General features: G+C 72.9%; 9 protein-coding genes and 1 pseudogene. 7 read left to right on the top strand and 3 right to left on the bottom strand.

Annotation, left to right across the window (positions count from 1 at the left end; translation table 11 throughout):
• The first annotated feature begins 520 nt into the window (after positions 1-520).
• Positions 521-943 (top strand): pentapeptide repeat-containing protein, encoded by a 423-nt coding sequence (locus GWI24_RS46985; RefSeq protein ID WP_374103364.1) that lies wholly within the window; start codon positions 521-523, stop codon positions 941-943.
• Here GWI24_RS46985 and GWI24_RS32205 read toward each other — a convergent pair.
• On the bottom strand, positions 834-2,057 hold the full coding sequence (locus GWI24_RS32205) for an aminotransferase class I/II-fold pyridoxal phosphate-dependent enzyme (RefSeq protein ID WP_210949591.1): 1,224 nt from the start codon (positions 2,055-2,057) through the stop codon (positions 834-836). The genes GWI24_RS46985 and GWI24_RS32205 overlap by 110 nt on opposite strands.
• 115 nt (positions 2,058-2,172) lie before the next feature.
• Between GWI24_RS32205 and GWI24_RS32200 the strand changes: the two genes are divergently transcribed.
• A complete protein-coding gene (locus GWI24_RS32200) occupies positions 2,173-2,706 on the top strand; it encodes a hemerythrin domain-containing protein (protein ID WP_247617160.1) in 534 nt (177 codons plus the stop codon).
• Here the strand turns inward: GWI24_RS32200 and GWI24_RS32195 are convergent.
• Positions 2,630-3,427: a GAF and ANTAR domain-containing protein gene (locus tag GWI24_RS32195; RefSeq protein ID WP_308344158.1), complete on the bottom strand. Its 798-nt coding sequence runs from the start codon at positions 3,425-3,427 to the stop codon at positions 2,630-2,632. The genes GWI24_RS32200 and GWI24_RS32195 overlap by 77 nt on opposite strands.
• 141 nt (positions 3,428-3,568) lie before the next feature.
• Here GWI24_RS32195 and GWI24_RS32190 point away from each other — a divergent pair, with 141 nt between their 5' ends.
• Positions 3,569-4,762, top strand: coding sequence for a PAS domain-containing protein (locus GWI24_RS32190; protein WP_210949588.1), 1,194 nt, complete (start codon positions 3,569-3,571; stop codon positions 4,760-4,762).
• Between the two features lie 18 nt (positions 4,763-4,780).
• Here the strand turns inward: GWI24_RS32190 and GWI24_RS32185 are convergent.
• A pseudogene (locus GWI24_RS32185) lies at positions 4,781-4,888 on the bottom strand (sigma factor-like helix-turn-helix DNA-binding protein); the annotation flags it as partial.
• A gap of 310 nt (positions 4,889-5,198) precedes the next feature.
• Between GWI24_RS32185 and GWI24_RS32180 the strand changes: the two are divergent.
• The 4 genes from GWI24_RS32180 to GWI24_RS32165 form a co-directional block, all read left to right on the top strand.
• Entirely contained in the window at positions 5,199-6,164 is a 966-nt protein-coding gene (locus GWI24_RS32180; RefSeq protein WP_210949587.1) for a TIGR03557 family F420-dependent LLM class oxidoreductase, read from the top strand.
• A gap of 47 nt (positions 6,165-6,211) precedes the next feature.
• Positions 6,212-8,017: a thiamine pyrophosphate-requiring protein gene (locus GWI24_RS32175; protein WP_210949586.1), complete on the top strand. Its 1,806-nt coding sequence runs from the start codon at positions 6,212-6,214 to the stop codon at positions 8,015-8,017.
• Between the two features lie 101 nt (positions 8,018-8,118).
• Complete coding sequence (locus GWI24_RS32170; RefSeq protein ID WP_210949585.1) at positions 8,119-8,673, top strand: type 1 glutamine amidotransferase domain-containing protein; 555 nt, start codon at positions 8,119-8,121, stop codon at positions 8,671-8,673.
• Positions 8,670-10,740 (top strand): catalase (locus GWI24_RS32165; RefSeq protein ID WP_210949584.1); only part of this gene is annotated, 2,071 nt, incomplete at its 3' end. The genes GWI24_RS32170 and GWI24_RS32165, both read left to right, overlap by 4 nt.

Raw genomic sequence — 10,740 nt, 5'->3', positions numbered from 1 at the left:
CGGGGCCGCCCGGCGCAGGGGCGGTGAGTCCGGCGCCGGTCGGGCCGAGGCCGGTCGGGTCGAGGCCGGTCGGCCCGGAGGCGGTCGGGTCGGGGGCGGTCGGCTCAGGGGCGGTGAGTCCGGCGCCGGTCGGGTCGAGGCCGGTCGGCCCGGAGGCGGTGAGTTCGGCGCCGGTCGGGTCGAGGGCGGTCGGCCCGGAGGCGGTCGGGTCGAGGGCGGTCGGCTCAGGGCCGGTCGGCTCAGGGCCGGTCGGCTCGGGGGCGGTGAGTTCGGCGCCGGTCGGGTCGAGGGCGGTCGGGTCGAGGGCGGTCGGCCCGGGGCCGCCCGGCTCAGGGGCGGTGAGTCCGGCGCCGGTCGGCTCGGGGCCGGTCGGCTCGGGGCCGGTCGGGTCGAGGCCGGTCGGCTCGGGGGCGGTGAGTTCGGCGCCGGTCGGGTCGAGGGCGGTCGGCCCGGAGGCGCCCGGCTGGGGGCCAGTCGGCTGGGGGCCGGTCGGCTGGGGGCCGGTCGGCTCGGGCGCAGCTTGCTCGGGGGTGCCCGGCTCAGCGGCGCCCGGCTCACGAGCGCCCGGCTCGGCGGCGCTCGGCTCAGGAGCGCCCGGCTCAGGAGCGCCCGGCTCAGGAGCGCCCGGCTCAGGAGCGGCCGGGGCCAGCCGGTGCCGGGCGGCGGCGCCGGGCCGAGCGCGCCGCCGCCCGGCCGGTTCCGCAGGCTCCGCCGGTTCCGCCTGCTCGGCGTGGTCGGTCATGGCCTGGCTCCCTTCCGTATCTGGGCCGTGTCCGGGCCGGCCCTTCGGCGCCGGCTCGTCATGGAGGTCCGTGGCTGGGGTCCGGGGCGGCTCAGGTCACCGGACTGCTTTCGATCAGGTCTCGGAAGGCCGCCTCGAAGGCGCCCAACGCCGTGGCCACATGGGGCAGTTCCAGCGGATCCGGCGTCTGGAGCGCCCTGAGCCGCGGCTCCTCCGCCGCGCCGAGCAGCGGCAGGGTCGCCAGCCGCAGCCGCAGGGTGTGCGGGGGGTCGCCGAAGCGGTGGCCCCCGGCCACGCTCCGGCCGATCCGCCGCACCAGCTCGCGTTCCAGCTCCACCGAGTCGGTGATGCCGCGGGCGGCGAGGACCCCGCGCAGCTCGTCGAGGTCCGCGTAGAGGTGCCGGCCGGCCTGCGGCGGTCGGGCCAGCGCCCCGACGGCGGTCAGCGCGCGGTAGGCGGCCGCGGCCACGGCCCCGTGCGCCCGGGCGGCGGCCGCCATCCGGTCCCGTACCGGTTCGGGCTCGTCGAGGGCGTACGCGGCGGCCGCCGCGATGGGCGCGGGCAGCCCGGAGCGTACGGCGGTGAGCAGCGACAGCACCCGGCCGCGCAGCTCCGCCCCGCGCGCGGTGGCCGGGAAACGGGCGATCGCGGCGGGCCAGCCCGCCGGGGTGAAGGCGCCCGCCAGATCGGAGAGCACGATCACGTTCTCGGGGGACATCTCGGCGGGGCTGAGCAGCACCGTGCCCTGCGGATGGTGGACGGTGTCCCGCCAGGTCTCGTCGCTGATGATCAGCAGCCCCTCGGCCACGGCCGCCTCGCACACCTCGTGCAGCAGCTCGGGCGGGGCCACGGTGCCGGTGGGGTCGTCGGCCGCCGACAGCAGCAGGACCCGGGGCACCCCGCCCTCGGCGCGGATCCTGCGGACGATCTCCAGCAGCGCGAACGGATCGGGCAGCCCACCGCATTCGGCCGGGACGGGCGCGTGGTGGGCGCGCCGGTCCACCAGCCGCACCAGCGGCGCGTACCAGGCGGCGCAGGGGCGGGGCAGCAGCACATCGCCGCCGGGGACCGAGGCGAGCAGCGCCAGCAGCAGCGGCTCGGCGCCGGGGGCGACCACGACATGCTCCGGGTCGGTCCACAGCCCGCGCCGCGACCAGTAGCCGCAGGCCGCCGAGCGCAGCCCGGCCGAGCCACCGACCGGCTCCGGCGCGGTGTGGCCGGCCACTGCGACGAAGCTGTCGAGCAGCTCCGGGAGGACCGGCAGTCCGCCGTCGTCCCCGTCCGCCGGTGCCGGGGCGGTCCACTGCCGCTGCATTCCGTCCACACCTCCGCCCGTGTCCGGCGGGTCACCGCCCACGTATGTCCACCTTCGCAGATCTCCGGCGCCGTTTCGCGAAAGGGGGCCGGGGGACCCGGGCGCCATGACAGCGATGCCGGAACAACACGATGTGGTGGACCTGCTCACCGCGGACCACCGCGCGGTGCGCGACCTCTTCGAGGTGTACCGCACCACCACCGACCCGGAGCTGCGGCGGCAGCTGGTCGACCGGATGACGGTGGCGGTGGTGCGGCACTCCGTGGCCGAGGAGGTCCATCTGTACCCCACGGTCCGCAAGGCGCTGCCGAACGGCGACCGGATCGCCGACGAGGAGATCGAGGAGCTGACCGAGGCCGAGCGGATCCTGTCCGACCTGGACGCCGTGGACCCCCGGGACCGGCGGTTCGACCCGCTGGTCCGGGAGCTGATGGACGTGGTGTCCATGCATATCCGCGGCGAGGAGGACCTGGTCTTCCCCGAGCTGCGGGAGCGGCTCACCCCCGAGGAGCGGATGGCGCTGGGCCTGCGGGTCGGCGAGGCGGCGGCCGCGGTGCGAGGGGCGCCCCCGGTCAGCCCGGAAGGTCCCGGGCCCGGGCGGACGCTGGCCGATCGGGTCCGGGAGCAGCTGACCGGCCGAACGCGATGAGGTTCCGCTCCAGGCCGCGGCCGCGGGTGCGCACCACGGTCTCGGCGAGCTCCGCCAGCTTGCGGTTGGTCCGCTGGGAGAGCCGGCGCAGCAGGTCGAACGCCTGGTCCGGGTCGCAGCCCAGGACGTACATGACGATTCCGCACGCCTGGTCCACCACCGGCCGGCTGCGCAGCGCCGTGTCCAGCTGGTCGACCTGGACCAGGGCGGCGCGATAGAGCCGGTCCCGGGCCATGCTCTCGGTGGCCAGGTCGCCGAGCAGCCCGGTGGTGCCCTGGGCGGCCTTCCTCAGGGGGCCCGGGCGCAGCCCGTAGACCGAGACGGTCACGGTGAGCCCGTCGCAGGCGAAGGGCAGGGTGGCGGAGGACCGTACGCCCGCGTCCAGCGCCCGGGCCCGGTAGCGCGGCCAGCGGTCGTCGTGGAGCAGATCGTCGGCGCCCGCCGGACGGCCGGTGTCCAGCGCCGCGAGGATCGGGCCCTCCCCCGCCCGAAGCTGAACCGACACCAGCGCGGACAGATCGGGGTGGGTGGCCGCCGTGGTCCGGTCGGCGTCCACGTCCATGGCGCCCGATGGCTCCTCGGCCAGCACGGCGGTGGCGGTGGCCCCGCAGCTCTCGGGTGTGCCCGCGGCGGCCTGCTCCGCCAGTTCGACCAGACCGCGCCCGAGGGAGGGTGCGTCGGTCTGGCGGGGCGCGTGAAGGTGCCTACGGTCGGGCGTCACCGGGTCCACTCCTTTCGCTCCGGTGCGATGTGCTGTCCGGCCCCGTCCTTCCAGGGCCTCTGATTTTTCGCTTCTCCGCATCCTCGAGTGGAAAACATCGCCCATACGGCCCTCCGCGTCCGGGCAGGCTACGGTGTGCCCATGCCAGGGGAGCAGGAGTTTGGTGCGGAGCTCAAAGACTTCCGCAGACGGGTGGACGAGTTGCGGACCGCGCGGGCGCTGCCCTCGCAGGAGCGGCTGTCCCTGCTGGACGCCGCTCTTTTCGAGCTCCAGCATGTGGTGGACGTGCTGTGGCCACGGTACGAGGAGCTGACGGCCGCCTCGTCCCGGAGCCCCGGCGGCGTCCGGGGCGACCCGCAGGAGCAGCAGCTGCTGCGGGCGCTGTTCCAGCGGCTGCCGATCGCTACGGTGCTGCTGGACCGCGATGCCGTCGTGCGGCGCATGAACTTCACCGCCACCCAGTTGTTCCACACCCGGGCCGGATACGCCACCGGTCGCCCGCTCACCGCCGCGCTCCGGCGCGACGGGCAGGCGGCGCTGCGCTCGCAGGTCGCCGCGGTCGCGCGCGGCGAGGGCGACCGCAGCCTGACGGTGTGGCTGTCGCAGCCGCCCATCCACGGTGAGGTGCGGGTGACCCTGGCCGCGCTGCGGCCGCCGGGCGAGCCGCATCCGGCGGTGCTGGCGGCGTTCCAGCCCGGGGTGGCCGGCCCGGTGGCGGACGGGGGAGTGGCCGGGGCGTGGGCCCAGGAGTCGCGGCCGGATCTGGGCGAGGTGTCCCGCCATGCCGAGCTGCTGGACCTGGTGGACGACATGGCGGCGGCGCTGCTGAGGGTGGCCCCGGCCGGGGGCGGTCCGGAGGCGGTGCTGGCGGCGGCCGCTGAGGTGCTGCACGGCCGGTTCGCGGACTGGGTGATCGCCGACCTGGCCCCGGAGGACGGTCCCGGCAACCCGCGCCGGGTCGTGGCGCTCGGCCCGCAGGACGCGGCGGACGACCGTACGGCGTCCCTGGCCGAGCAGGATCCGGCCGACTGCCCCCTGGTGGTGGACGCGCTGTACGACGGGGCCTCCGCGCTGCGGGTGAGCCCGGTCGATGCCGACGCCTTCGGCCGGGACGCGACGGGCGCTCCGGTGCTGGTGCGGGAGGAGGTCACCTCGCTGCTGTGCATACCCCTGCGCGCCGGCGCGGGCCCGGTCCTGGGGGCGCTCACGCTCTTCCGTACGGGCGGGCGCGGTGCCTTCGAGATGGCGGAGGCGGGGGTGGCGGACCGGATCTCCCGCCATGTCGCCCTGGCCATGGCGCGCACGGCCGAGCGCGCCCCGGCCCCCGGGGCGTGAGCCACCCGCGGCCCCCGCTCAGGCGGCACCGGAGCCTGCCTGCCTGCCCAGACGGGCGCAGGTGCCGCTGAGCAGGCGGGAGACCCGCATCTGGGAGATGCCGAGCCGATCGGCGATCCGGCTCTGGATCCGGCGGAACTCGCCGGAGGTGTCGGGGGCGTCGTCGTGCGGATGCCTGGGGTGTGCTCGGGGATGTACTCGTACGGACGTCATACGCCGTAACTCCCTTGAGCTGTCGTCGGTCTCACCACGGGGACAAAATCCAACAAAAGGGTGATCCGGTGGTCACGCCTCTGGCGGCCGGGCCGCTCCCGTGGCGTGCCTCCGGTCCGAAGCACAGGGCGCGTGCCCGTCCTGGGCCGGATCAAACGAGGTTTCCTTCCCCGGGCCCCGGTTACCCGTCGCATCTGCCGGAATCCGCGCTCGAGGAGGCCCCATGACCGAGTACGGCTATTTCCTGGCCGCGGAAGAACACGGGCCCGCGGACCTTGTCGAGCAGGCCCGGATGGCGGAGCAGGCAGGATTCAGTCATCTGTGGATCTCGGACCACTACCACCCCTGGAACGACGCCCAAGGCCAGAGCTCGTTCGTCTGGTCGGTGATCGGCGCCCTCGCGCAGGCCACCAGCCTGCCCGTGCAGACCGCGGTGACCTGCCCCACCATCCGTATCCACCCCGCCATCGTGGCCCAGGCCGCCGCGACCAGCGCGGTGCAGCTGGAGGGCCGCTTCCGGCTGGGCGTGGGCAGCGGCGAGGCGCTGAACGAGCATGTACTGGGCGACCGCTGGCCGCCCGCGCCGATCCGGCTGGAGATGCTGGAGGAGGCCGTGATGGTGATGCGCCAGCTGTTCGAGGGGCGCCGCGTCACCCATCACGGCAAGCACTACACGGTGGAGAACGCCCGGCTGTACACGGTGCCCGAGGAGCCGGTGCCCATCGACATAGCGGCCTTCGGATCGGCCGCCGCCGCGCTGGCCGGACGGGTCGGCGACGGCTTCATCACCATGATCCCGGACGCGGAGCTGGTGGCGCGGTTCCGGCGCGGCAGCGGCGCCGGGGGCAACAGCAAACCGGCCCATGGCGGCCTGAAGGTGTGCTACGGCCCGGATTCCGACGAGGCCCTGCGCACCGCCCACCGGCTGTGGCCGACCGAGGGGCTGCCCGGTGAGGTGCTGTCGACGCTGACCACCCCGGGCCAGTTCGAGCAGGCCGCCCAGCTCGTCACCCCCGAGCGAATCGCCGAGGCAGTGGTCTGCGGGGATGACGCGGAGGCGCATGTGGCCGCGCTGAACGCGTACGCGGAGGCCGGGTTCGACACCGTCTACGTCAATCAGATCGGCCCCGACCAGCGCGGCTTCTTCGACTTCTACCGCACCAAGGTGCTGCCGCAGGTGGCCGGTTGACAGCGATCACCGGGAAGAGCGATCGCCGAGAGGAGCGATGAACCACCATGACCAAGAAAGTGGCCGACTACATCCTCGCCCGACTGTCGGAGTGGGGTGTCGAGCATGTGTTCGGCTACCCGGGGGACGGAATCAACGGCCTGCTCGCCGCATGGGGGCGAGCCGAGAACGAGCCCCGGTTCGTCCAGGCCCGGCACGAGGAGATGGCCGCGTTCCAGGCCGTCGGCTACGCCAAGTTCAGCGGCCGCCTCGGCGTCTGCGCGGCGACCTCGGGACCCGGCGCGATCCATCTGCTGAACGGGCTGTACGACGCCAAGCTGGACCACGTCCCGGTGGTGGCCCTGGTCGGCCAGACCCACCGCAGCGCGATGGGCGGCTCGTACCAGCAGGAGGTGGATCTGCACAGCCTCTTCAAGGACGTGGCCTCCGACTTCCTGGAGACGGTCACCGTCCCCGAGCAGCTGCCCAACGTCCTGGACCGGGCCATCCGCACCGCCTACGCCCGCCGCGCCCCCACCGCCGTGATCATCCCGGCGGATGTGCAGGAGCTCGACTACTCCGCGCCCACCCATGAGTTCAAGATGGTGCCCTCCAGCCTGGACCGCAGCGGCTGGTCCGCGGTGCCCTCCAAAAGCGCGGTGGAGCGGGCCGCGGAGGTGCTGAACGCGGGCGAGCGGGTGGCGATCCTGGTCGGCCAGGGCGCCGCCGGGGCACGCAAGGAGGTCCAGCGGGCCGCCGAGACCCTCGGCGCCGGGGTCGCCAAGGCGCTGCTCGGCCTGGATGTGCTCAGCGATGAACTGCCCTATGTCACCGGGGCCACCGGGCTGCTGGGCACCCGGCCCTCGTACGAGCTGATGCGGGACTGCGACACCCTGCTGACCATCGGCTCCAGCTTTCCGTACAGCCAGTTCCTGCCGGAGTTCGGCAAGGCGCGCGGGGTCCAGATCGATCTCGATCCGCACATGATCGGGATGCGCTATCCGTACGAGGTCAATCTGGTCGGTGACGCGCGCGAGACCCTGCTGCGGCTGCTGCCGCTGCTGGAGCGCAAGGAGGCGCGGGACTGGCAGGAGGAGATCGTCGCGGGCGTACGGCGCTGGCGCGAGGTGATGGGCGCCCGCGCGGAGGTGTCCGCCGACCCGATCAACCCCGAGTACGTGGCCCACTGCCTGGACCCGCTGCTGCCCTCCGACGCCATCGTCACCTGCGACTCCGGCTCCGTCGCCAACTGGTACGCCCGCCATCTGCGGATGCGCGGCGAGATGCGCGGCTCGCTGTCGGGCACCCTGGCCACGATGGGCTGCGGGGTGCCGTACGCGATCGGCGCCAAGTTCGCCCGTCCGGACCGGCCGGCGGTGGCGCTGGTCGGGGACGGCGCGATGCAGATGAACGGCCTGGCGGAGCTGATCACCGTGGCCAAGTACCGCCAGTTGTGGGAGGACCCCCGGCTGGTGATCGCCGTCTGGAACAACCAGGACCTCAACCAGGTCACCTGGGAGATGCGCGCCATGGGCGGGGCTCCGCAGTTCCCGCCCTCGCAGACGATCCCCGATGTCTCCTACGCGCGGTTCGCCGAATCGCTCGGCATGACCGGCATCCGGGTGGAGAAGCCCGAGCAGGTCGAGCGGGCGTGGCGCGAGGTGCTGAGCGCGGACGGCCCGGCGGTCGTGGAGTTCCTCACCGACCCGGACGTCCCCCCGATCCCGCCGCACGCCACCTGGGAGCAGATGGAGGCCACGGCCGAGTCGATCATCAAGGGCGACCCGGACCGCGCGGGCATGGTCCGCCAGGGCCTGAAGGCCAAGGTGCAGGAGTTCCTGCCGCACCGGAAGAAGACGTCGGACGACGCCTGACGCACCTGATGTTCCCGTTTCGACCCCGTCCGCGCTGGCTACCCGCCGCACCGGACGGACGCGATACCGGACCGGAAGAGACCGGAAGGACGTGAGCTGCAATGAAGGTCGCCTTTCTCGTCGCCCCGGAAGGCGTGGAACAGGTCGAGCTGACCGACCCCTGGCAGGCGGTCCGGGACGCCGGGGGCACCCCCCGTCTGGTGTCCACCAAGCCCGGCCGTATCCAGGCGTTCAACCACCTCGACAAGGCGGACACCTTCGAGGTCGACCAGGTCGTGAAGGACGCGACGGTCGAGGAGTACGACGCCCTGGTGCTGCCCGGTGGGGTGGCCAACCCCGACTTCCTGCGCCTGGACGGCAAGGCCGTCGCCTTCGCCAAGGGCTTCTTCGACGCGGGCAAGCCGGTGGCCGCGATCTGCCACGCCCCCTGGACGCTGGTGGAGGCCGATGTCGTACGCGACCGCACCCTGACCTCCTGGCCGAGTCTGCGCACCGACATCACCAACGCCGGCGGAACCTGGGTGGACGAGCAGGTCAAGGTCTGCACCGGCGGGCCCAACGCCCTGATCACCAGCCGTAAGCCGGATGATCTCAAGGCGTTCCGCGAGGCGTTCCTGGAGGAGTTCGCGAAGACGACGAAGGGATCGGCACGATGACGGAGGACCGCAAGGAGCGGCAGCGCGATATGTACCGCGCGCCCGACCCCGCCGAAGGACCGCTGACCACCGACCAGGGCGTGGCCGTCGACCACACCGATGACTCCCTCACCGTGGGCGAGCGCGGCCCGACCCTGATGGAGGACTTCCACTTCCGCGAGAAGCTGACCCATTTCGACCATGAGCGCATCCCGGAGCGGGTGGTGCACGCGCGGGGCGCGGGCGCGTACGGCTATTTCGAGCCGTACGAGTCCTGCGCGGAGTTCACCCGCGCCGCCTTCCTCCAGGACCCGTCCGTGCGCACCCCGGTCTTCGTGCGGTTCTCCACCGTGCAGGGGCCCCGGGGCTCGGCGGACACGGTGCGGGACGTGCGGGGCTTCGCGACGAAGTTCTACACCTCGGAGGGCAACTACGACCTGGTCGGCAACAACATGCCGGTCTTCTTCATCCAGGACGGGATCAAGTTCCCCGACTTCGTGCACGCGCTCAAGCCGGAGCCGCAGAACGACATCCCGACCGGCGCCTCCGCCCATGACACCCTGTGGGACTTCGTCTCGCTCCAGCCCGAGACCATGCACATGATGATGTGGCTGATGTCGGACCGGGCGATTCCGCGCAGCTACCGGATGATGCAGGGCTTCGGGGTCCACACCTTCCGCTTTGTGGACGCCCAGGGCCGCGGCACCTTTGTGAAGTTCCACTGGAAGCCGAAGCTGGGCGTCCACTCGCTGGTGTGGGACGAGGCGCAGGAGTGCCAGGGCCGCGACCCGGACTTCAACCGGCGCGATCTGTGGGAGGCGATCGAGGCGGGTCAGTACCCCGAGTACGAGCTGGGGGTGCAGCTGATCCCGGAGGAGGACGAGTTCAACTTCGACGTCGATCTGCTCGACGCCACGAAGATCATTCCGGAGGAGCAGGTGCCGGTGCGGCCGATCGGCCACATGGTCCTGAACCGCAACCCGGACAACTTCTTCGCGGAGACCGAGCAGGTGGCCTTCCACACCGCGAACGTGGTCCCCGGCATCGACTTCACCAATGACCCGCTGCTGCAGGCCCGCAACTTCTCGTATCTGGACACCCAGCTGATCCGGCTGGGCGGGCCCAACTTCTCGCAGCTCCCGGTCAACCAGCCGGTCACCCCGGCCCGGACCAACCAGCGGGACGGCTACCACCAGAGCATGCTCCACAAGGGGACGAACTACTCCCCCAACTCGCTCGGCGGGGGCTGCCCGGCCCTCGCGGGGGCGGACGGCTACGCCTTCTCCCACTACGCGGAGCGGGTTGAGGGCCACAAGATCCGCAAGCGGAGCGAGTCCTTCAAGGACTTCTACAGCCAGGCCGCGCTGTTCTGGAACAGCATGAGCGACTGGGAGAGGCGCCATATCGTGGACGCCTTCCGCTTCGAGCTGGGCAAGGTCGGCGCGGTGCATGTGCGGGAGCGCACGGTCGAGCAACTGGCCCAGGTCGACTACGACCTTGCCTCGCAGGTGGCCCAGGGCATCGGCGTGGCCATGCCGGAACCCGGCGCCAACAACCACAAGCCGCAGGCCTCGCCCGCGCTGAGCTTGGACAACCTCCGGGGCGACGGCTCCATCCGCACCCGCCAGATCGCGGTACTGGTCATGGACGGCGTGGACACCGGCCAGCTCACCCAGGCCCAGGAGGCGCTCACCGCCCAGGGCGCCATCGTCGAGGCCCTCGCCCCGCACGACGGCAAGGTGCTCGGCGCCGACGGCAACGGCTACGCGGTGGACCGCGCCCTCCCCACGGTCGCCTCCGTCCTCTACGACGCCGTCCTCCTCCCTGGCGGCCCCGTCGGCACCCCCGGCCTGGCCTCCGACAGCGAGGCCATGCGCTTCGTCCGCGACGCCTACCGCCACGGCAAGCCCATCGGCGCCCTGGGCTCCGGCGTCGGCATCCTCTCCTCCCTCGACCCGGAGGGCCTCCACATCGCCTCCGGCCACGGCCACGTCTGCACCGACCGCGGCGTCGTCACGGACGCCACGACGGGCACGGCAAGCGAGGAATTCACCCAAGCCTTCACCGAAGCCATAGCCGCCCACCGGC

It is taken from the genome of Streptomyces sp. MK37H (genome assembly GCF_018035285.1).
In the GTDB taxonomy this organism is placed as follows: domain Bacteria; phylum Actinomycetota; class Actinomycetes; order Streptomycetales; family Streptomycetaceae; genus Streptomyces; species Streptomyces endocoffeicus.
The sequence above is the reverse complement of the archived record's forward strand: the minus strand, read 5'-3'. Positions and strand labels throughout refer to the sequence as shown.